The 24,742-nt window shown below is 50.8% G+C and carries 24 protein-coding genes; 20 read left to right on the forward strand and 4 right to left on the reverse strand.

What is annotated here, in order from left to right:
* Positions 1-83 precede the first annotated feature (83 nt).
* Positions 84-1,358, forward strand: a complete 1,275-nt coding sequence (locus H8S80_RS03440; RefSeq protein WP_002600297.1) for an adenylosuccinate synthase — start codon at positions 84-86, stop codon at positions 1,356-1,358.
* Between the two features lie 78 nt (positions 1,359-1,436).
* Here H8S80_RS03440 and H8S80_RS03445 read toward each other — a convergent pair whose 3' ends face one another.
* Positions 1,437-1,652 (reverse strand): hypothetical protein, encoded by a 216-nt coding sequence (locus tag H8S80_RS03445; protein WP_002600296.1) that lies wholly within the window; start codon positions 1,650-1,652, stop codon positions 1,437-1,439.
* Between the two features lie 185 nt (positions 1,653-1,837).
* Here H8S80_RS03445 and H8S80_RS03450 point away from each other — a divergent pair, with 185 nt between their 5' ends.
* Positions 1,838-3,049 carry a cell wall-binding protein gene (locus tag H8S80_RS03450; RefSeq protein ID WP_117630239.1) on the forward strand — a complete coding sequence of 404 codons (1,212 nt, stop codon included), beginning with the start codon at positions 1,838-1,840 and terminating at the stop codon, positions 3,047-3,049.
* A 470-nt stretch (positions 3,050-3,519) separates the two neighbouring features.
* The gene (locus tag H8S80_RS03455) at positions 3,520-4,281 is read left to right on the forward strand and encodes an SDR family NAD(P)-dependent oxidoreductase (RefSeq protein ID WP_002600294.1); all 762 of its coding nucleotides are present in this window, start codon (positions 3,520-3,522) and stop codon (positions 4,279-4,281) included.
* An 82-nt stretch (positions 4,282-4,363) separates the two neighbouring features.
* Here H8S80_RS03455 and H8S80_RS03460 read toward each other — a convergent pair whose 3' ends face one another.
* On the reverse strand, positions 4,364-6,301 hold the full coding sequence (locus H8S80_RS03460; protein ID WP_117630240.1) for an ABC-F family ATP-binding cassette domain-containing protein: 1,938 nt from the start codon (positions 6,299-6,301) through the stop codon (positions 4,364-4,366).
* A gap of 349 nt (positions 6,302-6,650) precedes the next feature.
* Here H8S80_RS03460 and H8S80_RS03465 point away from each other — a divergent pair, with 349 nt between their 5' ends.
* From H8S80_RS03465 to H8S80_RS03500, 8 genes are all read left to right on the forward strand, one after another.
* Positions 6,651-7,352 (forward strand): redox-sensing transcriptional repressor Rex, encoded by a 702-nt coding sequence (locus H8S80_RS03465; RefSeq protein WP_002600292.1) that lies wholly within the window; start codon positions 6,651-6,653, stop codon positions 7,350-7,352.
* Between the two features lie 175 nt (positions 7,353-7,527).
* Positions 7,528-9,042 (forward strand): NAD(P)H-hydrate dehydratase, encoded by a 1,515-nt coding sequence (locus H8S80_RS03470; RefSeq protein WP_117630241.1) that lies wholly within the window; start codon positions 7,528-7,530, stop codon positions 9,040-9,042.
* Between the two features lie 30 nt (positions 9,043-9,072).
* Positions 9,073-10,257: an alanine racemase gene (gene alr, locus H8S80_RS03475; RefSeq protein WP_117630242.1), complete on the forward strand. Its 1,185-nt coding sequence runs from the start codon at positions 9,073-9,075 to the stop codon at positions 10,255-10,257.
* 153 nt (positions 10,258-10,410) lie between these two features.
* On the forward strand, positions 10,411-10,758 hold the full coding sequence (locus H8S80_RS03480) for a type II toxin-antitoxin system PemK/MazF family toxin (RefSeq protein WP_002600289.1): 348 nt from the start codon (positions 10,411-10,413) through the stop codon (positions 10,756-10,758).
* Positions 10,759-11,128: 370 nt separating this feature from the next.
* Positions 11,129-12,535: a hemolysin family protein gene (locus H8S80_RS03485; protein WP_117630243.1), complete on the forward strand. Its 1,407-nt coding sequence runs from the start codon at positions 11,129-11,131 to the stop codon at positions 12,533-12,535.
* Between the two features lie 84 nt (positions 12,536-12,619).
* Positions 12,620-13,348, forward strand: coding sequence for a YebC/PmpR family DNA-binding transcriptional regulator (locus tag H8S80_RS03490; RefSeq protein ID WP_002600287.1), 729 nt, complete (start codon positions 12,620-12,622; stop codon positions 13,346-13,348).
* 78 nt (positions 13,349-13,426) lie between these two features.
* The gene (locus tag H8S80_RS03495) at positions 13,427-15,469 is read left to right on the forward strand and encodes a M28 family peptidase (RefSeq protein WP_243010327.1); all 2,043 of its coding nucleotides are present in this window, start codon (positions 13,427-13,429) and stop codon (positions 15,467-15,469) included.
* Positions 15,442-16,074, forward strand: coding sequence for a GNAT family N-acetyltransferase (locus H8S80_RS03500; protein ID WP_002600285.1), 633 nt, complete (start codon positions 15,442-15,444; stop codon positions 16,072-16,074). Before H8S80_RS03495 ends, H8S80_RS03500 begins: the two co-directional genes overlap by 28 nt.
* A gap of 74 nt (positions 16,075-16,148) precedes the next feature.
* On the opposite strand, the gene H8S80_RS03505 is transcribed toward H8S80_RS03500, so the two are convergent.
* Positions 16,149-16,910 carry a GNAT family N-acetyltransferase gene (locus tag H8S80_RS03505; protein ID WP_117630245.1) on the reverse strand — a complete coding sequence of 254 codons (762 nt, stop codon included), beginning with the start codon at positions 16,908-16,910 and terminating at the stop codon, positions 16,149-16,151.
* A 176-nt stretch (positions 16,911-17,086) separates the two neighbouring features.
* On the opposite strand from H8S80_RS03505, the gene pepF reads away from it, so the two are divergent.
* Positions 17,087-18,868 (forward strand): oligoendopeptidase F, encoded by a 1,782-nt coding sequence (gene pepF, locus H8S80_RS03510; protein ID WP_117630246.1) that lies wholly within the window; start codon positions 17,087-17,089, stop codon positions 18,866-18,868.
* A gap of 19 nt (positions 18,869-18,887) precedes the next feature.
* Entirely contained in the window at positions 18,888-19,652 is a 765-nt protein-coding gene (locus H8S80_RS03515; protein WP_002600282.1) for a nitroreductase family protein, read from the forward strand.
* 175 nt (positions 19,653-19,827) lie between these two features.
* On the opposite strand, the gene H8S80_RS03520 is transcribed toward H8S80_RS03515, so the two are convergent.
* Entirely contained in the window at positions 19,828-20,241 is a 414-nt protein-coding gene (locus tag H8S80_RS03520) for an Hsp20/alpha crystallin family protein (protein ID WP_002600281.1), read from the reverse strand.
* 240 nt (positions 20,242-20,481) lie between these two features.
* On the opposite strand from H8S80_RS03520, the gene pyrF reads away from it, so the two are divergent.
* The 7 genes from pyrF to H8S80_RS03555 are packed head-to-tail and all read left to right on the forward strand — an operon-like array spanning position 20,482 to position 24,742.
* Positions 20,482-21,399 (forward strand): orotidine-5'-phosphate decarboxylase, encoded by a 918-nt coding sequence (pyrF, locus tag H8S80_RS03525; protein WP_002600280.1) that lies wholly within the window; start codon positions 20,482-20,484, stop codon positions 21,397-21,399.
* An 8-nt stretch (positions 21,400-21,407) separates the two neighbouring features.
* Positions 21,408-22,184, forward strand: a complete 777-nt coding sequence (locus H8S80_RS03530; RefSeq protein ID WP_002600279.1) for a dihydroorotate dehydrogenase electron transfer subunit — start codon at positions 21,408-21,410, stop codon at positions 22,182-22,184.
* Complete coding sequence (locus H8S80_RS03535) at positions 22,184-23,086, forward strand: dihydroorotate dehydrogenase (RefSeq protein WP_002600278.1); 903 nt, start codon at positions 22,184-22,186, stop codon at positions 23,084-23,086. The genes H8S80_RS03530 and H8S80_RS03535 overlap by 1 nt, the downstream gene beginning before the upstream one ends.
* Positions 23,087-23,113: 27 nt before the next feature.
* Positions 23,114-23,788, forward strand: coding sequence for an orotate phosphoribosyltransferase (gene pyrE, locus H8S80_RS03540; RefSeq protein ID WP_025529316.1), 675 nt, complete (start codon positions 23,114-23,116; stop codon positions 23,786-23,788).
* A 12-nt stretch (positions 23,789-23,800) separates the two neighbouring features.
* Complete coding sequence (locus H8S80_RS03545) at positions 23,801-23,950, forward strand: hypothetical protein (RefSeq protein ID WP_002600276.1); 150 nt, start codon at positions 23,801-23,803, stop codon at positions 23,948-23,950.
* A gap of 11 nt (positions 23,951-23,961) precedes the next feature.
* Positions 23,962-24,453 carry a VanZ family protein gene (locus H8S80_RS03550; RefSeq protein ID WP_002600275.1) on the forward strand — a complete coding sequence of 164 codons (492 nt, stop codon included), beginning with the start codon at positions 23,962-23,964 and terminating at the stop codon, positions 24,451-24,453.
* Positions 24,422-24,742, forward strand: coding sequence for a DUF6142 family protein (locus tag H8S80_RS03555; RefSeq protein ID WP_002600274.1), 321 nt, complete (start codon positions 24,422-24,424; stop codon positions 24,740-24,742). The genes H8S80_RS03550 and H8S80_RS03555 overlap by 32 nt, the downstream gene beginning before the upstream one ends.

The raw sequence follows: 24,742 nt of genomic DNA on the forward strand, positions 1-24,742 counted from the left end.
GATCGAAGCCCACTGCGGGATAGAACGAAGCAAAATCGAAGCCCCCCCGCAAACCGTAGTGAAGTAAAGGAGGAAACAAACAAATGGTAAGAGCAATAGTAGGCGCCAATTGGGGCGATGAGGGAAAAGGAAAAATCACGGACATGCTGGCGAATGAGTCCGACATTATCATCCGTTTTCAGGGAGGCAGCAATGCAGGACATACGATCATCAACAACTATGGCAAGTTTGCGCTCCACCTTCTGCCGTCCGGCGTTTTCTACAGCCACACGACGAGCGTAATTGGAAATGGCGTGGCGTTAAACATCCCGTTCCTGGTTAAGGAAATTGACGAGCTGGTAAGCAAGGGCGTTCCTAAGCCGCACATTCTCGTCTCTGACCGCGCGCAGATTCTGATGCCGTATCATATTCTGTTCGACCAGTATGAAGAGGAACGTCTTGGGAAGAAGTCCTTTGGCTCTACAAAGTCGGGTATTGCTCCATTCTATTCAGATAAATATGCAAAGATCGGATTCCAGGTCAGCGAGCTGTTTGAAAGTGAATCCTTAAAGGAAAAAGTAGCGCAGGTGTGCGAGACGAAGAACGTGATGCTGGAGCATTTATACCACAAGCCGGTTCTCGACCCGGAGGAGCTGTTTCAGACAATGCTTCAGTATCGTGATATGGTGGCTCCTTACGTCTGTGATGTGTCAAAATACTTATATGATGCCATCAAAGAGGGAAAGAATATCCTGCTGGAAGGCCAGCTTGGCTCTTTAAAGGATCCGGACCACGGCATTTATCCGATGGTTACATCCTCCTCCACACTGGCGGCTTATGGGGCCATCGGCGCAGGAATCGCGCCTTATGAAATAAAGAATATCACTACCGTTGTGAAGGCATATTCCAGTGCAGTTGGAGCAGGTGCATTTGTCAGCGAGATCTTCGGTGAGGAAGCCGATGAACTGAGAAAACGCGGCGGCGACGGCGGTGAGTTTGGAGCTACCACAGGACGTCCGAGACGTATGGGCTGGTTTGACGCGGTTGCGAGCCGGTATGGATGCCGGATTCAGGGATCCACAGAGGTGGCCCTGACCGTTCTCGATGTACTGGGATATTTAGATGAGCTTCACGTCTGCGTCGGTTATGAGATTGACGGTGAGGTTACGAAGGATTTCCCGACTACAGTCCGTTTGGAGCGAGCAAAACCGGTCTACGAGACACTTCCTGGCTGGAAATGTGAAATCCGTGGTATCAAAAAGTACGAAGACCTGCCGGAAAACTGCCGGAAATATATTGAATATATTGAGAAAGAGATTGAGACTCCAATCACCATGGTTTCCAATGGACCGGGTAGAGACGAGATCATATACAGATAAGACTGTCCTTACTAATTGGCAGAAAATGAAAGACGGCCAAATCCGAGAAAGAACCATCCGGATATGGCCGTCTTTTTTCTATTCGTTGTTTCTGTCTTTTTCCTCAGGATTTAAGAGCCTGTACACCAGTTGAAAAGCATACAATATGACCGGTATGACGACAGTTGAGAAGATAGCGGCCATCAGCCAGTTATTTGCGGACGGACTTTTGGAGAAAGCCGAAACGATGGCGATAACATACATGGCCAGTATGAATATAACTCCGGCCATGGCCAGAGGGCGTTTCCATTTCATGGGGACACCTCGCTTTCTTTGGGATGGTACTTCCCTTTATTATAACAGAAAACTTCGGAAACTCAAGGTAAGGATTTGGGATTTGTTCACAAAAACTTCAGATTTGCAACCTGTACTTTTTTACCAGATTATAGTACAATCAGAGGGAGATAACGTGTGAAAAGACAGGGAAGGAGTGTGTATTCTTGAAGAAAAGATGGGCAGCGGCGGTTGCAGTGAGCATGCTCTTAAGCCTCGGAAGCGTCATGGCGGCCGCGGCAGATGAGGCGGGGGCCGTTCAAACAGAGAACACAACTTCAGAGAGCGGAACTGCAGAGAATGGAACCGCGGAGAAAGGGAACTCGGCAAACGGAACTGCAGAGAATGGAACTGCAGAGAATGGAAACTCGGCAAACGGAACGTCAGAGAACACAGCCGGGCAGGTGTCGGAGGCAGACTCCGGGAATGAAGTAAAGGGAACCTGGAAGCAGGAAGACGGCGGCTGGAGATATTATGACGAAGCCGGAACGTATAAGAAGAACAGCTGGGAACAGATCGGCGGTTACTGGTACCATTTTGGCAAGGATGGCCTTATGGCTGTGGGCTGGCAGAAGATCGGCGGATATAACTATTGTTTCCGGGAGACGGGAGATCTGGCAATCGGCTGGTGCTATAATGATGACGATGAGAAATGGTACAATTTTGATGCGGATGGCACTGCGAAGAAGGGCTGGTTTCAGGATGAAGACGGAAGCTGGTACTGGTTCTCCACAAGAGGGGAGATGGCTTCTTCCGGTTATAAGTCGATCGACGGGAAACGGTATTATTTCTTCGAGGATGGCCAGATGGCGGCCAATCAGTATGTTGGGCTGTTCTACATGGACGAGAACGGCCAGAGGGATAAGCGCTATGACATCGTGATAGAAGGAAAGAGCAAGGAATCATCTGTGGCATCTGAGACGAAAGAGGAGATCACAGCAGCCCTCGAACATATTCCGAGAGGCTGGATCAAGTATTTTGTGGATCACGGATGGGAGATTCTCTATTATCCGGATAAGGAATATTTTTCCGCGCCAGAGTCCGACGGCAGTACATACTATGTATATCATAAGCTGGATACGAGCTACCGGAAGATTAAGTTCTGCAGGCCGGAGGGATTGACCCAGGCCTTTGGAGAATACATCGGATACGCGGCTGACTGCTTTGACAGCGACAGCCAGTTCGCTGTGGATCTGGCCATGAATAAGGGGAATGTGGATGAGTTCGTCGATGTCCCCGATTATTACACGAACAATATGCAGTTTTATTTCGGTAAGCTGGTGGAGGCATACTTAAGCGACAACGATACGAGAACCGCTATGGAAGCGGATTCGCCTCAGGTCTGTGAGATTTTGAGGAAGGTTTTGTATGCGCGGTAAGCGGCTTTAACAAAACAAGCGAGAATTCCCCCACTGACATGAAGTCAAGCCGCGCATCTACAAGATGTAGTCGCACTCTGTGAAATGATCGAGCGTGGATTGAAACAACAAAATAGACGGCACTTTGCGAAATGACTAAGCGTGGAATGAAACCTATATACGAAAAATAATAAGAACGATAAAAAAGCAGGAGCAATCCTGTTTTTTTATTGCTTCTGAAAGGATAGGGAGACAGAAGACAGGAGATAATAGACGCAGAAAACAGGATACGAATAACCGAAGCGGTGTAAAAGACATCATTACAAATCAATCGATAAAAAAATACTTATTTACTCTTGACTCCTGGAGGCAACGGGTATATACTAACCATAGAACGTTAATTATTTAACAAAATAGAAAAAACTTATAAATGAAAAGCTTATCTTAGTTCAATCTAAATCGTTTTTATTATTAATGAGGAGGCGGCATATATGAAGAAGATGGAAGGTAAAGTCGTACTGATTACCGGCGGTGCGAGAGGGATCGGTTATGGTATTGCAAAGGCATTTGCAGAAGAGGGCGCCAATATCGTTATTACGGGACGTACGGCGAGTACACTGATCGAGGCAAGAGAGAATCTGGAAGCAGATTACGGCATCGAGGCGCTGTTTGTAGTCGCGGATGGCGGCGATGAGGCGGCAGTAAAGAACGTGGTAAAGCAGGCGGTTGACCGTTTTGGCAAGCTGGATTGTCTTGTTAATAACGCACAGGTTTCCAAGTCCGGCACAATGCTGGTGGACCACACGAAAGAGGATTTCGACCTTGCGATCTATTCCGGTCTGTATGCGACGTTTTTCTATATGAGAGAGGCATTCCCGTATTTGAAGGAGACAAAAGGCAGCGTAATCAATTTCGCCTCCGGAGCGGGCCTGTTCGGCAAACTGGGCCAGTCTTCCTATGCGGCAGCCAAAGAGGGAATTCGCGGTATGTCCCGTGTGGCAGCGGCAGAGTGGGGCGAGTTTGGAATCAATGTGAATGTAGTCTGCCCGCTGGCCATGACACCTGGTCTGGAAAAGTGGAAAGATGAGTATCCAAAACTGTATGACCAGACGATTCAGAGCATTCCTCTCAAGCGATTTGCAGATCCGGAGAAGGATATCGGACGTGTCTGCGTATTTCTTGCATCGGACGACGCGAGTTATGTGACGGGTGAAACAATTACACTTCAGGGTGGAAGCGGATTGAGACCATAAATGAAAAGAATCCATCGGAGACGATACGTCTTCCGGTGGATTCTTTTTATTCCCGCAAGCAGCGAGTCGGGTGGAACTGTTCCTATTCAGCAAGCGTTTCCCATATTTCATAGAGTTCTTCCAGCCTTGTCTGAATCTCTTCTTTCTCTTTGTTGAGTTCCATGAGGCGGGAGACATCGGTGAAGACTTCTTCCCGGGTGAGAAGCCCGTCGATTTCGCCGTCCCTCGTCTCCAGCTGATGAATCTCATCCTCGGTCTTCTTTAAGTCGTTCTGCCGTTTGCGGATTCTGGCCTGTTCCTCTTTAAATGCCTTCCAGTCCTGTTTAACTTCGGAACCCTCGGGAGTCTGTGATGCACCGCCTTCCGCTCCATTTTCCTGATTTCCAGACGGCTCTGAGGCGTAAAGCTCTGTCATCAGCTCTTTCTTTTCCAGATAATAATCGTAATTGCCGATGTAATTGACCAGTGTGTGACCCGTCAGGTCGAGAATGCGGGTGGCCGTTTTGTTGATGAAGTAACGGTCGTGGGACACGTAGAGAACTGTGCCCGTATAGCTGTTCAGCGCATCCTCCAGAATTTCCTTGGAGGTGATATCCAAATGGTTCGTCGGCTCATCGAGGATCAGGAAATTGGCCTCGGACAGCATCAGCTTCGCCAGAGAGACGCGTCCCCGTTCCCCGCCGCTTAAGTCCTTGACCCGCTTGAACACATCGTCTCCAGTGAATAGAAACGCGGCAAGAATGTTCCGGATCTGCGTGTTGTTCATGTTGGGATACGTATCAGAAAGCTCGTTAAAGAGCGTCTTTTCCATGTGCAGAACCTGATGTTCCTGGTCGTAATAGCCGATATGCACCTTGGAACCGAGACGAATTTCCCCGGTATCCGCAGGCAGCAGGTTGTTCAATATCTTTAAAATCGTAGTCTTTCCGGTTCCATTGCCTCCGATAATGGCAACCCGTTCCCCCCGTTTGATATCAAAATCCACATGGTTAAACAGATGGTTGGGGCCGAAGGCCTTGCTTAGGTCACGGATGGTCAGCACATCGTTGCCGCTGATGATGTTAGGCTCTAAGCGGATTCGCATCTCGTCATTGACTTCCGCCGGTTTTTCCAGGACCTCGATCTTATCCAGCATCTTTTCACGGCTTTCCGCCCGTTTGATGGATTTTTCCCTGTTGAAGGATTTCAGCTTCGCAATGACCTCCTCCTGGTGGCGGATTTCCTGCTGCTGGTTTAAATAAGCCTTCATCTTCGCGTCCCGGATCATGGCGCGCTTTTCGCTGTACGCAGTGTAATTGCCCTGATATACGGCGAGATTGCCGCTGTCCATCTCGATGATCTTTGTGACGACGCGGTCGAGGAAATACCGGTCGTGGGCGACGATGATGACGCTTCCGTCGTAATTGGTCAAATAACCCTCCAGCCAGGCGATGGAGTTCATGTCTAAATGGTTGGTAGGCTCGTCCAGAAGAATAATATCGGGCTTTGTTAAAAGAAGCTTGCCCAGGGAGACTCTGGTCTTCTGGCCTCCGGACAGGGCCGACACCGGCTTCGTGAATTCTTCCTCCGTAAAGCCCAGACCTTTTAACACACCGGTTACCTCACTCTGGTAGGCGTAACCGTTTTGAAGTTCAAACTCATGGTTTAAACGGCTGTAGACGGAAAGCATGTTTTCCAGCTCATCTCCGGAGGCGTGCTTCATATCAAGCTCCAGTCTGCGGATTTTTGCTTCCATCTCAATCAGCGGCCGCTTTACCTCCAGCACCTCGTCAAAAATGGACTTATCGCCGCCCAGCTCCTGGTGCTGCGCCAGGTATCCCAGTGTCTTTCCCTTGGAAATGACGACCTCTCCATCATCGGCGGCCAGCTCTCCGATGATGATTTTTAACAGTGTGGATTTGCCGGCGCCGTTGATGCCGACGATGGCTGCCTTTTCATGATCCTCTATATGAAAGGAAGCATGGCGGATAATTTCCGTGCTTCCAAAGGCCTTGCTTATGTTGCTGCATGATAAAATCATGGTAGTTCCTCCCCTTGAATGGCTCGAATAAATGTTGAATAACACGAATAGTATAATATAGGTTGGAATTTTTTTCAACTGCAACTGGTTGGAGTGAGTGTTGCAGTTCACAACCCTGCCGGCCTCTGCTTCCCGGTCTGCCCCGGCAGACCGGGAAGCAGAGGCCGGCAGGGCTGTGTACTGCAGCGATTAAGAGGAACGCCCAAGCAAGAAAAATAAAACCTGTTTGACATTATTTTGTCATGACTGTATAATAGTAGTTAATTTAACAAAACAAGCGAAAAGTCCCTCGCCGCTGTAAGACAGAGGGATGAAAAGGAATAAACAAACTATTGAAGAAGGTGAAGATGTGGCAGAAAAAGAGATATCAAAAGCAGTGATTGCGAGGTTACCGAGATATTACCGGTATCTTGGAGAACTGATGGAGGATGGGGTGGAAAGAATTTCCTCCAATGACTTAAGTGTCCGTATGAAGGTTACTGCGTCTCAGATCCGCCAGGATCTGAATAATTTTGGAGGCTTTGGACAGCAGGGCTATGGCTATAATGTAAAGTATTTATATACGGAGATCGCTAAGATCCTTGGAATCGACAGACAGCATAATATTGTGATTATCGGTGCGGGTAATCTGGGACAGGCAATTGCCAATTATGCGAATTTTGAGAAGAGGGGCTTTCTGATCAAGGGAATGTTCGATATTAATCCCCGTCTTATCGGGCTCGTCGTACGAGGGATTGAGATCAGAAGTGTTGATGATCTGGAGCAGTTTGTGAGGGATAACGACGTTCAGATTGCAGCTTTGACGATACCAAAGACCAAGGCGCCGGAGATTGCGGACCGTCTTGTGAGCGCAGGAATCAAGGCAATCTGGAATTTCGCCCATACGGATCTGGTGGTACCGGATGACGTGGTGGTGGAGAACGTACACCTTTCTGAGAGCCTGATGCGCTTATCCTATAAGGTTTGCAGCATGCAGGACAAGGCAGAGGAAGAAAAGGCGGAGCGGGAAAAAGGCAAATCTGCCAAAGCAGATACGGGTAAGAAATCATAAGATTTGATCCGTTGCCTTTTGATCCATTTCGTTTGTGAAATGAGTGCCGGCAGGCAAAGGAGAAATTCTTCTTTGCCTGCCGGCAGTTTTGTATTATAATATAGAGAACATGCAGAGATGAGTTTCAGATCGTTAAGACTGAGGGATGAGTTTTTAGTCGGAAAGGCGAATGGGTATGAGATATCTGGTATCGGGAAGCCAGATGAAGGAAGTGGACAGCTATACCATCCAGTCCATAGGAATCCCTTCACTGGTGCTTATGGAGCAGGCGGCCGCGGCCGTTGTGCGTGAAGTGCAGAAAAAGGCGGAGAAAAAGGACCGTATCTGGGCAGTCTGCGGGACTGGGAATAATGGGGCGGACGGGATTGCAGCCGCCAGGCTTCTCCATTTAAAGGGGTACACCGTGACCGTGATTCTGGCAGGGACGAAGGAGAACGGGACGGATGAATACAAGAAACAGCTGGCCATTGCGGAGCGGCTGGGCCTGAATCTGATTGAGTACAGCGATTTTATACCGGGGCGCTGCGAACTTATTATCGACGCCGTGTTCGGCGTGGGGCTGTCCAGAGAGGTAGGCGGAACGTACCGGGACTTACTGGCCACGCTCCCCGGATGCGGAGCGGCTTACGTGGTGGCTGTGGATATTCCGTCCGGAATTCACTCCGACACGGGGGAGGTCATGGGAATTGCCTTGAAGGCCGATGTGACGGTGACCTTTGGCTATGAAAAGCTGGGGACGCTTCTCTATCCGGGACGCGCTTACAGCGGTACCGTTGTTGTGGCGGATATCGGTTTTCCGCCGGTCAGCTTAGAGAGGCTGAGCCCGGAACTGTTTACCTATGAAGCTGAGGATATCCGCATGATTCCAGCCCGGCCGGCATATTCCAATAAGGGAACCTTCGGCCGTGTCCTGATTGCCGCGGGTTCGAAAAATATGAGCGGAGCGGCCTATTTAAGCGCCATGGCGGCATACCGGATGGGGGCCGGTCTGGTGAAGATCTTTACCGTGGAGGAGAACCGGGCGATCCTGCAGACTGCGCTTCCTGAGGCGATTATCACCACCTACGACCCGGAGGAGGCACAGACGCCTACCGTGCGTTTCCAGACGCTTCTGGAGGCTCAGTGTGAATGGGCCAGCGTCATCGTCCTGGGCCCCGGAATCGGCCAGGAGCCGTATACGAGAAACCTGGTGGAGACGGTGCTGGCCAATGCCTACGTCCCCATTATCCTCGATGCGGACGGCCTCAATACCATTGCGGCATTTCCGGAGCTGACCAATTATTTTACGGAGAATATCATCGTGACGCCTCATCTCGGTGAGATGGCGAGGCTGGCAGGAAGTTCGGTAGAGGCGATCAGAGGGTGTCTGATCCCCACCGCGAGGGAATACGCGGATCGTTATGGAATTACCTGCGTGCTGAAGGACGCGGTGACGGTGGCGGCCTTAAAGGACCAGCGGACCTACATCAATACCAGCGGCAACAGCGCCATGGCGAAGGCGGGAGCGGGGGATGTCCTGACCGGAATTATCGCAGGACTTCTGGCGCTTGGCATGGAGGAATCGGACGCCGCGGCCATGGGCGTGTACCTGCACGGACGGGCGGGGGATCTGGTAAAGCTTCAGTCGGGAGAGCACGGCCTTCTGGCCCGGGAACTGACGGAAGTACTGGCAGACATTATAAAATTATGAGACAGAATAATCTGAAGGAAGTATAGAGAAATGGAACGATACAGCAGAGTTTATGAGACGGTAAATCTGGACGCCATCAGACAGAATATGGAAGCTATGAGGGCCAATCTAAAGGAAGGAACTGAGATGATTGGCGTGGTAAAGGCGGATGGATACGGTCATGGCTCAGTACCGGTGGCGTGTGCCATCGACTCTTACGTTAGCGGATACGCGACGGCCACCCCGGAGGAGGCTGTCATATTGAGGAAACACGGTATTACGAAGCCCATCCTGATTCTCGGAGTGAGTCCGGAGAGCAGCTTCAGCCAGCTGATCGAGTACGATCTCCGCCCGGCCATCTTCCGCTATGAAAGCGCGGAGCGACTGTCGGAACTGGCAGTACAGGCGGGGAAAAGGGCGTCCATCCACATCGCCCTGGATACCGGCATGAGCCGGATCGGCTATATGGTGACTGCAGCGGCGGCGGATGAGACAGCGCGGATCAGCCGTCTTCCGGGAATCCGCATCGAGGGCCTCTTCACTCATTTCGCAAGGGCGGATGAGAAGGACAAAGGTGCCACGGACCGCCAGATGGAGCTGTTTGCCACGTTCGTTTCCATGCTTTCTGAGCGGGGCGTTACGATTCCGGTTCTGCATTGTTCCAACAGTGCGGGAATTTTAGAGCTTCCGAAGGCGAACTTTAACGCGGTCCGCGCGGGAATCTCCATTTACGGCCTCTATCCGTCGGATGAGGTGGAGAAGGAGCAGGTTCGTTTGATACCGGCCATGGAGTTAAAGAGTACCATAACCTATTTGAAGACGATTGCGCCGGGAACTCCGGTCAGCTACGGCGGCACCTTTACGGCAGAGAGAGAGACCTCCATTGCGACTATCCCGGTAGGGTACGGGGACGGTTATCCCCGGGCGTTGTCAGGCCGGGCGGATGTCCTGATCCGCGGCCGCCGCGCCAGAATCCTGGGCCGTGTCTGTATGGATCAGCTGATGGTAGATACGACGGATATCCCTGAGGCGGAGGAGGGCGACGAGGTCACTCTGATCGGAAAAGACGGAGAGGAAGAGATTACAGTAGAGGAGCTGGCGCGCATTGGCGGCGGATTCCATTACGAAATTCTCTGCGACATCGGCAAGCGTGTCCCAAGAGTCTACATAGAAGCAGGAAAAGTGGTCGGAAAAAAAGATTATTTTGATGATATTTACGAAGGATTCGGAAAGTAATCCGAAAAGGAAGTGAAGGGACGAATAACGTCATCCATGTCCGTATCATATCATAGAATATGCGGCAAAAGAACTTGAGCGAATAACTTAAGTGAATACACGAGTCAAAAAAGGTCAATAATAGACGTAAATCAATTGACGGAGTGTGAGAAAGTGATAATCAGACGTGGAGACATTTTTTATGCAGACCTAAGACCGGTAGTAGGCTCCGAGCAGGGAGGAATCCGGCCGGTCCTCATCATACAGAACGACATCGGAAACAAGCACAGCCCCACCGTCATCTGCGCAGCAATCACGTCCCGGATGAACAAGGCAAAGCTTCCCACTCATGTCGAACTCGATACCAGAAGATGCGATATGATAAAAGATTCCGTAATCCTGTTAGAGCAATTAAGGACCATAGACAAGCAAAGACTGAAAGAGAAGATTTGTCATATCGATGAGGAACTTCAGGAGAAAGTGGACTATGCGTTAAAAATCAGTTTGGAACTGGATACATAGTTCAGGAATACGAAAGAGACAGGATAAACTTGTAAACCTGCAGAATTATTAAGAATTGTGGTTCCTCATAAGGCTGAGAGAGATTTCGGGATTTTCGTTCCGCCAGGGAGCCGGGGCCGGAGCACTTCCCACAGTTTCAGCTCATGGTTTCGGCCGGGAAGTAATTTACGAAAGCAGCCTTTCATAATTCTGCAAGTTTACAGTTTATCCTGTGAAGGAAGCGTAAATACTTGACAAATGAGGGGGAGGAGGGTATCATCTTTCATAGCTATGAGCAGGGATAAAGAACACCCAACACCTGGTGCAAAGCTGTACTGGTCCCCCAAAAACAACAACCAATGACAATCAATTAAAGGAGTAAAACAAGACAATGGACGATGGCAACCCGCTTCCCAGCGTGGCAATATTTTTACTATTCATCCTGTTAGACGCCATATTCTACGGATTTGGCGCTGCAATTCAAAACGTCAACACGAATGACTTAGAGCATCAGATGGAAGAAGGCAGTGACAAGGCAAGAAAGCTGCTACATATCGTTAACAGGCCTACCCGGTTTGTAAACACGATACAGGTATCTACCAATATCATAGGCATAATCACCGGTGCCTTTATTTTAGAGCAGCTGGGCGGCCGCCTTACCCTTATTCTGGACCGCCGGGCCAGCATGTCCGCTCCCTGGCTTTCCATCTTAAGCCTTCTGATCGTAGGCATTCTCCTGATCGTGCTGCTTATCAGCTTCGGCATCGTGATTCCGAAACGCTGTGCGGCCCAGAACCCGGAGAAATGGGGCTATAACATGCTTCCGGTCGTCACCTTTTTCATGGTTCCCCTAATGCCGTTTACCTGGCTCATCAACGCTGTGGCATTTCTGTTTTTAAAACTGATCGGGATCGATATGATGTCGGACAATGAAAATGTGACAGAAGAAGACATCATGTCCATGGTCAATGAAGGCCACGAGCAGGGCGTCTTAGAGGCCAGAGAGGCGGAGATGATCACCAATATTTTCGAACTGGACGACAAGGACGCCGGCGACATCATGACGCACCGGAAGAACCTGGTTGCCCTGGACGGTTCCATGACCTTAAAGGAGGCGGTGAATTTCATCCTGAAGGAAGGCTATAACTCCAGGTACCCGGTTTACGAAAAGGATATTGACGACATTACCGGCATCCTCCATATGAAAGATGCGCTCATTGCCGCGGAAAACGGCGGTAACGCGTCGGTTCCGATCTGTGAGATCGAGGGACTTCTGCGGGAGGCCCATTTCATTCCGGAGACGAGAAACATCGATTCTCTCTTCAAGGAGATGCAGTCCCAGAAGATTCACATGGTTATCGTGGTCGATGAATACGGGCAGACGGCCGGTATCGTCACCATGGAGGACATTCTGGAAGAGATCGTCGGCAGCATCATGGATGAATACGACGTGGATGAAGAATTTATTGCCGAGTCGGAGGACGGCTCCTATATTGTCAGCGGCATGACCCCCTTAGACGAGGTGGCCAAGACCCTGGATATCGAATTTGAGGAGGACGATTACGACTCCTATGACACCATCAACGGGTTCCTCATCTCGAGGCTGGACCGCATTCCGCAGGAAGGCGAGCAGACAGAGGTGGAATACCAGGGGTACGGATTCAAGATTCTCCAGGTGGAGAACAAGATGATTCACACCATCCGCATACAGAGGCTCGCTCCTCCGCCGGATACCCCGTCAGGGCCGGAAAATGGCGGGGAAAGCCCGGTGGAGAGCGAAAATTCCTTGCCAGATTAACAGAATGGTGTTAAAATGGAAAAGATGCTGATTTTTAGAATATTTTCAGGACGAAGAAGATAAAGGAAAAGGAGTGTTATAACAATGTCAGGACATTCAAAGTTCGCAAATATCAAACACAAAAAAGAGAGAAATGATGCTGCAAAAGGCAAAGTTTTCACCGTGATCGGAAGAGAACTTGCAGTGGCAGTGAAAGAAGGCGGACCGGACCCTGTGAATAACAGCAAGCTGCGCGATGTCATTGCAAAAGCCAAAGCCAACAATATGCCGAACGATACGATTGACCGTGGAATCAAGAAGGCGGCCGGCGACGCTAATGCTGTGAATTATGAGACCATTACATATGAAGGATATGGTCCGAACGGGGTAGCGATTATTGTTGACACCTTAACCGACAACAAAAACAGGACGGCAGCCAATGTGAGAAGCGCCTTTACCAAGGGCGGCGGAAACGTAGGAACGCCAGGCTGTGTATCTTATATGTTCGATAAAAAGGGCCAGATCATCATTGACAAGGAAGAGTGTGAGATGGACCCGGATGAACTGATGATGATGGCTCTGGATGCGGGAGCCGAGGATTTCTCCGAGGAGGAAGACAGCTACGAGGTAATCACGGCGCCGGAAGATTTCAGCGCGGTGCGTGAAGCGCTGGAAGCGGCCGGAATTCCGATGGCAGAGGCCGACGTAACCATGATCCCGCAGACCTGGGTAGAACTGACCGATGAGGACGCGATCAAAAAGATGAACCGGACTCTCGATCTTCTGGACGAGGATGACGACGTTCAGGCCACCTATCACAACTGGGAAGAATAATATTGAAATGAGAAGCCGGCTTAAGAAAATAATACTTTCTGAGCCGGCTTTTTGCATAAAGAAGAGGGCGAATGCGAATTGAAGGAAGAAGAGGCATACATAAGGGCCGTTGACGTGGATTACTCCTTCCATCTGGCAAAGCGGATGGAGCAGTATAAGTGCAACGAGGCGCTGGGATACCGGACGGCCGGTTCCAGGGCGGAATGGGAGACCGGGGAGATGATTCGGCGGGAGATGGAGGCCATCGGGCTGGAACGCGTGAGAAAGGATGAAATCTCACTGGATTCCTGGGAGTTTAAACAGGCCATCTTAAGATTTTACGACGCCTCCGGTCAGCTGAAGGAGTGTCAGCTGGGGGCGTATCAGACGGATTTTCACACCGATGGATTCGAGGAGTTCACCATCGTCTGCGGCGGTAAGGGGACGGCGGCGGATTACGAGGGCGCCGATGTCTCCGGCAAGCTGGTTTTGGCAGAGATCAACCAGAGGGAGGAGTGGTGGATTAATTTTCCCGTGTATGAGGCCCATATTCGGGGCGCGGCGGCCTTAATCGCCGTTCAGGGCGGCGGCTACGGGGAGGTGGATGATACCGCCTTAAATGCCCAGGATATCGGAGGCCCGGCCGATGCGCCTGCATTTTCCATGTCACGGGCGGATGCGCGCGCACTGAAGGAAAGCATGGCCGGTACGGACGAAAAGAAGGTCTGGTTCTGCGCGGATTCGACGGTTAAGACGGGGGCGGTCTCCTACAACATTGTGGGGGAGATACCGGGACGGGACCGGGAATCCATGATTCTGCTGTCGGCCCATTACGACTCCTATTTTTCGGGGTTTCAGGATGACAACGCGGCGGTGGCCCTGATGCTGGGAATCGGCAGGGCTCTCATACAGAGCGGATACCGCCCGGAAAAAACCATTGTCTTCTGCGCCATGGCGGCTGAGGAGTGGGGGATGGCGGATTCGAAATACGACTGGTCAACCGGTGCGTGGCAGCAGGTTTCCGTCGTCCATCCGGAATGGCGGGGGAAGGTGGCGGCAGATTTTAATTTTGAACTGCCGGCTCACGCACATGGAAAAAAGGACGCCATACGCACGGTGTACGAGTATGCGGATTTTCTGGAGTCCCTGCTCGGGGGCACCGGTGTGGGAAAGGACGTGTATCCGGAAGGCGTGGCTGTGCTCTGTCCCGTCGAGACCATGTCGGACGATTTCTCCATGGCGATCTCGGGCATTCCATCCATGGTCAACGATTTCACGTCGGGCCAGTTTATGGAGACCCACTACCATACGCAGTTTGACAATGACGACTATTACGACGAGGCGGTATACCGGTTTCATCATGAGCTGTATGGATGTCTGGTCATGGCATTCGACCGGACGGCGGTAGCGCCCCTTAATTTTGAGAGGCTGTTTCTGGCGCTTAAGGACAGCCTGGATCTCGACTATTCGGAGAAGACCGGAGCCGGCGGAGAACGGCTGAAGGAGCTGACGGAAGAGGCGGCCCGGCTGGGAAAAGCGGTTTATGAGCAGGTGCGCCGGATTAATGAGAAGTGCCGGAATCAGGAGCAGCCCTGGAAATACCGGGAACAGTACCGTGAGCTGGAAGCCGTCCTGATGCAGCTCTTTAAAATGGAGCAGGACAGCTTTGTAAGGCTGGACTGGCACGACGAGGTCTGTTTTCCGCAGGAAGCTGTGCGGAGAAATTTAAAGCTGGTGCGGACCGCTGTCGAATGCCTGGAAAACGGCCATGGGCGGTGTGCGCTGGAGGCCATCTACGGGATCGACAATAACCGGTATGCATTTCAGTTTGACGAGGAGGTGTTCCGCCATTTTACGGATTACGTGATGAATCAGGAGGCGGGGCGTCTGCAGTGGGGAGCCGGCCGGATCGTCCACCACGAAAATCTGTTTCATCTGGTGCAGCTTCTAAAGGGCAAGCTGGAGGAAGAGGATGAGGATTTTACGGAAGAGCTTCTGATCCTTAAGCGGGTGGAGGAGAACCAGCTGGCCTGCTATTTGGACGATATTGAATATATGAACCACGCAATAGAAAAAATGATACAGAAATTAAAGGAGATAACAGAGAACGAATCATGGAAAGTGACCGATTGTACCGAGTGAAAAGAGAAGATGTGGAGAAGCTTAAGGAGCTGCTGACAGCATGTTTTGCCAGGGACCCTCTGTACTGCAAGCTGATCCCTGATGAAGACACGAGGAAACGGCTGATGCCGGAGCTGTTTGAATGCGATATGGAGGAATTCTTTGAGACGTGTGAAATCTACGCGGACAGCCCGGAAATTAATGGAATCATTGTAGTGGATGACGAATCGGAGCCCTATAATCCGGTGCATTACTATCTGACAGAGGCGGCCGCGACGCTGCGGACAGACGGGTATCTGATCAAGGAGGACCCATCACTGAAGACGTTCTGGAATTTTGCCATGGGACGGGACTATTTAAATTCCAAATGGACGGACCAGCTCCACCAGGAGGAGCGGTTACATATCATTTATCTGGCCGTGAGGCCCAGGATGCAGCACCACGGAATCTCGGCTCTGCTTTTAAATGAGGCGATCGATTACGCGGACCGCCACAGGCAGATGATCTCACTGGAGACGCACAATGAAAAGAATGTGGCGTTTTACCAGCACTTTGGATTTAAGGTGTTCGGGGTGGTGGAGAAGCATTTTGATTTGAAGCAGTATTGTATGATACGTGAAGTATAGAGAAGCTGGCGGGAGCCGGTGCAGGAACAGACATCTGTCCTGCGCCGGCTCCCGTTTATCGCTGCTCCAATCCGTTAATACACGTAATACGACAGGGTCTCTGTAAAAGCAAAGCCCAGTTTCCGATAAAGTGCAAGCGCCGGTTCGTTGTCCCCGGATACCTGAAGCAGGACGCGGCTGACCGGAAGGTCCTCCGGCTGCGGCCTGGCCGACCGGTTTAATTCCTCAATGAGCGCGGCGGCGGCACGGGTTCCGATTCCCTGATTCCGCAGGGATTCCTGAATCTCGAGACCATAGAAGTAAACGGTTTCATTTTGAAAAATGAGGTGGAAGGAGCCGGCAGGCTGATCATTAACGTGGATGGTATAGAGCGTGTCCTCATCCCGGGGGCTGAGTGCGGGGGAGAATTTGACCGCCCGGCTGTCCAGGCCGGGAGACGGCGCGGGTAGGCGCAGCTCCATCATGTGTTCCTGGTTTAATAGCTCCGCCCCGATGGCGTCCAGCGTATGCTTCGCGTCGGCGCAGGAATCATCGGCCAGGAAGAGGAGATCGCATTCGCCCGACTCCTTCAGCAATTCTTCCAGCAGCCGGGTAAAATGCCCGCGTCTCCGGCAGGACGGGAGCGTGAAGGCGCTGCAGCTGCATGTCTCAAATTCGTTAAAAATTGCAGAAAATGCGGATAAGAGCGTTTCTTCGTCGTATAATAGAAAGAAAAGACAGCCGTCTTCCGTGGGAAAGGTGAGTGAAGTCTGATCGTGCGACCGGCATGCGGTTTCTAGGGCATGCAAGTCTTCCAGCTGATGGAGGTCTAATTGTTTTGTGCGTATGATTTTCATGGTGTTCTCCCTTTTCTTTTCCGGAGGAAATATCAGCACTGCACTGCGCAGTACTGGTGTATACAGTATAGTACAAGAAACCATGTGATTTCAATCAAATATTTTCCATATTGCTGATTGTTTCTTTGAAATATGGGTGATAGAATAAAACCAGTGGATATAGTGGAGGGATTATTTTGAAAAAGAGAGATGAGATACCGGTTTGTGATACCTGGAACCTGGCGGACATTCTGCCGTCCGATGAAGCTTGGGAAGCGCTGTTTCTCGAGACTGAGAGAGAACTGGCCGGTTATAAGGAGTTTGAAGGACATCTGGCCGAATCCGGCGAGGTGCTGTTTCAGTGTTTGAAATTCGATGAAGACATTTCACTGAAGATTGAGAGGCTGTTTGTATACGGAAGAGAGAAATCCGATGAGGATACGGCAAAGGCGAAGTATCAGGATTTTTCGGCAAGAGCCCAGGCGCTCTCCTATAAGGCAGCAGGACTTTCGTCTTATATTGTTCCGGAGATTCTGGCCATGGATGAGTCTGTGCTGAACGGATTGATCCGCACGGAGAAGGAGCTCCGCCGGTATGCCCGGACATTTGAAATCATCATGAAGAAGAAGGCGCACACGCTTTCTGCAGGAATGGAAGAGCTTCTGGCAAGGTCCATGGAAGCGACCCAGAGCCCTTCCGATATTTTTAACATGTTTAATAACGCGGATGTGAAATTTCCGTCCATCACAGACAGTGAGGGAAAGGAAATTCCCGTCACCCACGGAACGTATATTCCGCTCATGGAGAACCGGGACCGCCGTGTGAGAAAAGAAGCATTTCAGTCCATGTACAGCGTCTACGGCCAGTTTGCCAATACGCTGGCTGCGACGTTCGCGGCAAACGTAAAGCAGGCCTCCTTCTATGCGAAGACCAGAAGTTACGCCTCCAGCCGCGCCTATTATCTGGCGGAGAACGAGGTGCCCGAGAGCGTCTACGACAATCTGGTGGCGGCGATTCAGGAAGGCTTACCACTGCTCCATGATTATGTCGCCGTCAGAAAGAATGTGCTGGGGCTGGATGAGATCCACATGTACGATTTGTATACGCCCATGGTCAGCCGTGACGACAGCCGGATTCCCTATGAAGAGGCGAGGGAGATGGTGAAAAAGGGCCTGGCTCCGCTGGGAGAGAAGTATCTGTCCCTTTTACAGGAAGGCTTTGACAACCGCTGGATCGATGTCTATGAGAATGAAGGAAAACGCAGCGGCGCGTACTCCTGGGGCGTCTACGGAACCCACCCGTATGTGCTGCTCAATTACAGCGGCACTCTGGACAGTGTGTTTACCCTGGCCCATGAGATGGGGCATTCCCTGCACTCCTGGTTTTCCGATCAGGCGCTGCCTTACGTAGATGCGGGATACAAGATTTTCGTCGCGGAAGTGGCGTCCACGTGCAATGAGGCGCTGCTGAACCGTTATCTGCTGGCCGTGACGGAGGATAAGAAGGAGCGGGCGTATCTTCTGAACCATTTTATGGAGAGTTTCCGGGGAACGGTGTTCCGTCAGACCATGTTTGCGGAGTTTGAGGCCGAGACCCACAGGAGAAGCGAGGCGGGAGAACCGCTCACGGCGGAGCTGCTCTGCAGGCTGTACCATGAGCTGAATGTAAAATACTTCGGACCGGAGATGGTGGTCGACAGCGAGATCGATTATGAGTGGGCGAGAATCCCTCATTTCTATACGCCATTTTACGTATATCAGTATGCGACGGGCTTCTCGGCGGCCATGGCGATCAGCAGCAGGATCCTGGCCGGTGATGAACAGGCCCTGGAAGGCTATTTCAAGTTCTTAAGCGGCGGCAATTCCATGCCTCCGATCGAACTTTTAAAGCTCTGCGGCGTGGATATGTCCACAGCCCAGCCGATCAGGGAGGCTCTGGCCGTATTTAAGGAACTGCTGGAGGAATATAAGACGCTGTAGCGAAAAGAGGGGAGCAGGGATGAATCTGTATCAGATGATCTTCAAGAGAAGATCCATTCGAAAATTTAAATATGAAGCGGTACCGGAGCAGCTGTTAAAGGATATTCTGGCCTTTGCAGGCTGCGTGGCGACGCTCTGCCCGGAGATTTCCATAAAGATGGAGATTAAGGAGAATATAGAGAAAGACCTTCACGTCAAGGGCTTGTGGAAGGTGGAAGCGCCGTATTACCTGGTGTTTTATTCGGAAGATAAGGAAGGCTATATGATGAATGCCGGATATGTTCTGGAGCCGGTCCTTCTCTATATGACCGGAAAAGGCCTGGGAACGTGCTACCTCGGCAGCACCCGCATCCCCGGAGCGGAACCGGCCGGGATGAAGGCGGCCATAGCCGTTGCGTTTGGATACCCCAAATCCCTGCTGTACCGCGATCCGGCTACGGCAAAGCGTCTGCCGTTAAAAGAACTCTGCGTGTTTAAGGATGAGATCGGCGAGCCGGTGAAGAATATCCTGAAAGCCGTCCGTCTGGCACCTTCGGCCATGAATACGCAGCCCTGGCGTTTTATCGTCTACCATGACAGAATCTATATTTTTTCCTGCAAGGAATTTCTCCCGTCCCAGACCATGGTGGCGATGAGGGATTTGAGCATGGGAATCATGCTGTCTCATCTGTCCATCGCGGCGGAGGAGCTGTGGCTGAATTTAAAGATCGAAGTGGAAGCGCAGATGGTAAAGAAGTCTTATAAGAGCGGCGCCTACGTGGCAACTGCATTTCTGCTGGAATAATGCCGGACTGTGTTTCAGGCATGGATACAGAGAATGGATAATAGAAGAAAATCGAGACATCAAGATAAAAAAGGGACAGCCCCTTCGGAAATCGCTGCCGTTATGAAACGGCAGACGGATCGCTCCGGGGGGCTGTCCTCATTTTCTATTCTAAAGGGGGCTGCGGGGATATGTGTTATTCAATGGTGATGTAGTGGTTTTCTTCAATCTGCTTTGGAGCTTCCTTCGGAACGGTCAGCTTCAGGATGCCGTTGTCGAAAGCAGCCTTTATGTCTTCCTGGCGTAACTGGGATCCAACGTAGAAGCTTCTCTTGCAGGAGCCGCTGTAGCGCTCTTTGCGGAGGAAGTTCCTGCCCTCGCTGTCTTCGGAAGAGCCTGACGCCTCGGCAAAGATGGTCAGATAGCCGTCCTTTAATTCGGCACGCACATTCTCCTTTTTGTAACCCGGAAGTTCCACGTCGATGATGTAATTGGTTCCGTCATCTTCAATATCGGTTCTCATAAGCGTTGTTCTGTTCTGAACAGAGTCGTTAAAAAATGGATCGTTGAAAAATTCATCGAATAAGTTGTTTCTTCTGGATAATAACATAGGTTCTTCCTCCTTATTTATCTGCACCGCTTTTGATGCGGTGTTGTTGTTTGATTTGTTCTAGGTGTAATATAACACAAATTGTTAGCACTGTCAATAGGTGAGTGCTAATTTTTCTTGCGATTTCTTTTATTACCTTATATAGACCGGTGGTACGGCGAGAAAGACGCTTGAAACAGCCCCTTACTTATGATAGAATTGGTAAGAATAGAGAAAATGTGAGGAACGAAGGAGGAGACTATGATTAATCAGTTGATTCAGAGGATTCAAAAAACAAAGGCACCCATCTGTGTTGGACTGGATCCGATGCTTGGCTATATACCGGAGCATGTGACAAGAAAGGCATTTGATGAGTTTGGTGAGACACTGGAAGGCGCAGCGGAGGCCATCTGGCAGTTTAATAAAGAAATCGTGGACCATGTCTATGACATTATTCCATCTGTAAAGCCGCAGATCGCCATGTATGAGCAGTTTGGGATCGAAGGACTTAAAATATACAAGAGAACCGTCGGCTACTGTCAGGAGAAGGGACTTCTCGTGATCGGCGATGCGAAGAGAGGGGATATCGGTTCCACCTCCGCGGCGTATGCCACGGCGCATATCGGCCATGTGAAGGTGGGGAGCAGCGTGCTTACCGGTTTCGGTACCGATTTCCTGACTGTGAATCCATATCTTGGCACCGACGGGGTAAAACCGTTTGTCGATGTCTGCAGGGAGGAGGACAGAGGCCTCTTCGTGCTGGTAAAGACCTCCAACCCTTCCAGTGGTGAATTCCAGGATCAGCTGATCGGCGGCAGACCGCTGTACGAGCTGGTAGCAGACAAGGTAGTGGAATGGGGAGCAGACTGCATGGATGGCGCTTACAGCAACGTCGGAGCCGTAGTGGGTGCGACTTACCCGGAGATGAGCAGAATCTTAAGGAAACTGATGCCGAATACCTACTTCCTGGTACCGGGATACGGTGCGCAGGGCGGCACCGCCGAGGACTTAAAGTACTGTTTCAATGAAGACGGACTCGGCGCCATCGTCAATTCCTCCAGAGGCATCATCGCCGCCTACAAGCAGGAGAAATACGCGAAGTTTGGCGCGGAGCATTTCGGTGAAGCGTCCAGACAGGCCGTGATCGACATGGTTTCCGATATCAACAGCGTACTGTAGGAGGAATCATGGCGCAGAGAAAAGTAACAGCCTTTGTGGATAGTCAGGAAAGGCTGACAGAAGATGTATACAGCATGTGGATCCGGGAGGAGGAGATGGCTGCCCAGGCAAAGCCGGGACAGTTTATTTCTGTGTATACAAAGGACGGAGCAAAACTGCTTCCGCGCCCGATCAGCATCTGTGAGACGAATAAAGAAACCGGTATGCTGCGGATCGTATATAGGACCGTCGGAGCGGGAACGGAGGAGTTCTCCCGTTACCAGGCGGGAGATACGGTCGATATTATGGGACCTCTCGGCAACGGATTCCCGCTGGAGGAAGCAGCAGAGGGAAAGACCGCCTTCTTAATCGGCGGCGGAATCGGGATTCCCCCCATGCTGGAGCTGGCGAAGCAGTTACACTGCAAAAAAGAAGTGATTTTAGGATATCGTGATGTCCTGTTTTTAAATGAGGAATTCGCCCCTTACGGGGAAGTGGTTCTTGCGACAGAGGACGGAAGCGCCGGAACAAAGGGCAATGTCATTGATGCCATCAGAGAGCACGGTTTAAAGGCGGACGTAATCTTTGCCTGTGGTCCGACTCCCATGCTGCGCGCGTTAAAGGCCTATGCCGCCGAGGAGAGCATCACCTGCTTTCTGTCTCTCGAGGAGAAGATGGCCTGCGGAATCGGCGCATGTCTGGCCTGCGTATGCAAGACAAAGAACGTGGACGAACACTCCCAGGTTCACAATGCGAGAATCTGTAAAGACGGGCCGGTATTTCGGGCAGAGGAGGTAGAACTCTGATGAATATGAAAGTAAACTTAGCTGGTGTGGAGCTGAAAAATCCGGTCATGACGGCTTCCGGTACCTTCGGATCCGGAGCGGAATACGGCGAGATGGTGGATTTAAACGGTCTGGGCGCAGTAGTGACCAAGGGCGTGGCCAATGTGCCGTGGCCCGGCAATCCGACTCCCAGGATCGCAGAGACGTACGGCGGCATGATCAATGCCATCGGCCTGCAGAATCCGGGAATCGATGTGTTTGCAAAGCGCGATATTCCATTTTTAAAGCAGTATGATACGAAGATTATTGTCAATGTCTGCGGCAGAACCACGGAGGACTACGTGGAAGTGGTAGAACGGCTCGGGGATGAACCGGTGGATATGCTGGAGATCAACATTTCGTGTCCCAATGTAAAGGAGGGCGGCATTGCCTTCGGACAGGATCCGAAAGCGGTGGAGGCCATTACCAGAGAGGTAAAGAAGCATGCGAAGCAGCCGGTCATCATGAAGCTGAGCCCCAACGTGACGGATATCACCGTCATGGCGAAGGCGGCGGAGGCGGGCGGCGCCGATGTGATCTCTTTGATCAATACGCTGACAGGCATGAAGATTGATATAAACCGCAGAACCTTTGCGGTGGCGAATAAGACGGGCGGATTATCCGGTCCGGCTGTGAAGCCGGTGGCGGTCCGCATGGTGTATCAGGCGGCAAATGCCGTAAAGATCCCCATCATCGGCATGGGCGGCATCATGAACGCGGAGGATGCGCTGGAATTTATCCTGGCGGGAGCCACGGCAGTTTCTGTGGGAACGGCCAACTTCCATAATCCGTATGCCACAGCCGAGGTTGTGAGCGGAATCGAAAGCTATATGAAGAAATATAACGTAGAAGATATCAATGATTTAGTCGGAGCCGTACGGTAAGAGGCCGGCGAAAGGAAGGACGATAAGATGGAGCAGTATAAGCAGGAATTTATAGAGTTTATGGTAGACAGCAGCGTGCTGAAGTTTGGAGATTTTACCTTAAAGAGCGGAAGAAAGTCTCCATTTTTTATGAATGCGGGCGCCTATGTGACAGGCGCGCAGTTAAAGAAACTGGGTGAGTATTATGCGAAAGCGATCCATGATAATTTCGGGGATGATTTCGATGTGCTGTTCGGACCGGCGTACAAGGGAATTCCGTTAAGTGTGGCGACCACCATCGCTTACCATGAATTATACGGGAAAGAGATCCGATACTGTTCGAACCGGAAGGAAGCAAAGGACCACGGAGACGCAGGGATTCTTCTGGGAAGCCCGATTAAGGACGGCGACCGCGTGGTGATCATCGAGGACGTAACCACATCCGGCAAATCAATTGAAGAGACATTTCCAATTATCAAGGCACAGGGTGATGTGACAATTCTTGGCCTGATGGTTTCCTTAAACCGTATGGAGAAGGGAAAAGGAGAGAAGAGCGCTCTCGACGAGATTCATGACAAGTATGGTTTCAACGCAAAAGCCATCGTTACTATGGCAGAAGTAATCGAATATCTGTATAATAAGGAATATAACGGAAAGATTATTATTGATGATACTTTAAAGGCGGCAATTGACGCCTATTATGAAATCTACGGCGTAAAGTAAGGAGAGCTGAATATGGAGAGAGTTTATAAGACCATGAGAAATGCGGGCGCGCTTAACATTGTAATCGGAATCATTATTACAGTAGCAGGCTTAAGCGTTGGAATCATGTCTATCATCAATGGCGCTGTTCTGCTTAAGAGAAAATCCGAGATCACTTTTTAAATGGGGCATTTATGATAAAAAATACAACAAAACGACAAAAGCTGGGTTGGGTGATTTTTATCGTTTACCTGATTTTTTTGGCGTACTTCCTGTTCTTCTCCGAGGACTTTGGCCGGGGAAGCCATCTGCAGGAGGAGTACGCCTATAATCTGGTGCCGTTCAAGGAGATCAGACGCTTTATTGTGTACTGGCACGTGGTAGGAATCCGGTCGTTTTTGCTGAATATTGTGGGAAATGTTGTTGGATTTATGCCATTCGGATTTTTTCTTCCGGTTATCAGCCGCAGAAGCCGTCACTGGTATAACACCGTGCTGTTAAGCTTTCTGTTCAGCCTCTGCATCGAGACGGTGCAGCTGGTGTGGAAGGTCGGCAGCTTCGACGTGGACGATATGATACTCAACACCCTTGGCGGTTTACTCGGCTTTGTGTTCTACAAAATTGTACAGACGATAAGAGTGAGGAGGAAGCGGCGTGCAGCAGCAGAAAAAAGTATCCTACATTAGGAAACCATTTGCGAGGAGAAGCTTCATGGCCCTTGGGCTTGCTGTCGCCGCTTTGATTCTTGCGGTCATCGGTGTGGCGAGCTCGGTCATGACGGCAGGGAACGCGGAGCTTAATGTGGCCGCGGTGTGCTTCTGCAGCTTCCTGATTGCCATAGTCTCTCTGATTTATGGGGCGCTTTCTTTTTTTGAAAAGGAAAAGAAGTACATACTGTCCAAAATAGGGATGGCCGTCAGCGGCTTTCTGGTTATTGTATGGGCAGTTCTGATTATCATTGGATTTGGAGGATGA

It is taken from the genome of Hungatella sp. L36 (genome assembly GCF_014288035.1).